This window comes from Pseudomonas triticifolii (genome assembly GCF_014358015.1).
GTDB classification, from domain to species: domain Bacteria; phylum Pseudomonadota; class Gammaproteobacteria; order Pseudomonadales; family Pseudomonadaceae; genus Aquipseudomonas; species Aquipseudomonas triticifolii.
The window spans coordinates 1-336 of sequence record NZ_JACONV010000048.1; the positions used below are offsets into that span (position 1 = coordinate 1).

Annotated in this window: 2 tRNA genes; both read left to right on the plus strand. The window is 51.8% G+C overall.

Annotated features, from left to right (window positions below):
* Positions 1 to 106 precede the first annotated feature (106 nt).
* A tRNA-Ile gene (locus H8S56_RS24405) sits at positions 107 to 183 on the plus strand.
* A 27-nt stretch (positions 184 to 210) separates the two neighbouring features.
* Positions 211 to 286 (plus strand) — tRNA-Ala (locus H8S56_RS24410).
* Positions 287 to 336: the final 50 nt, after the last annotated feature.

The following is a 336-nucleotide window of genomic DNA, read 5'->3' on the forward strand; positions in this document are numbered from 1 at the left end:
GCCATAAGCACCCACACGAATTGCTTGATTCATTGAAGAAGACGATTAGAAGCAGCTTTAAGCTCCAAGCTGATAGCTCCAGGCTAGCGGCTACAAGCTCGAAATTGGGTCTGTAGCTCAGTTGGTTAGAGCGCACCCCTGATAAGGGTGAGGTCGGCAGTTCGAATCTGCCCAGACCCACCAATTTTGTGGTAAATCCTGTAGTGATACGGGGCCATAGCTCAGCTGGGAGAGCGCCTGCCTTGCACGCAGGAGGTCAGCGGTTCGATCCCGCTTGGCTCCACCATTTACTGCTTCTGTAAAGCTTAGAAATGAGCATTTCCTTCGAGTGAAGGC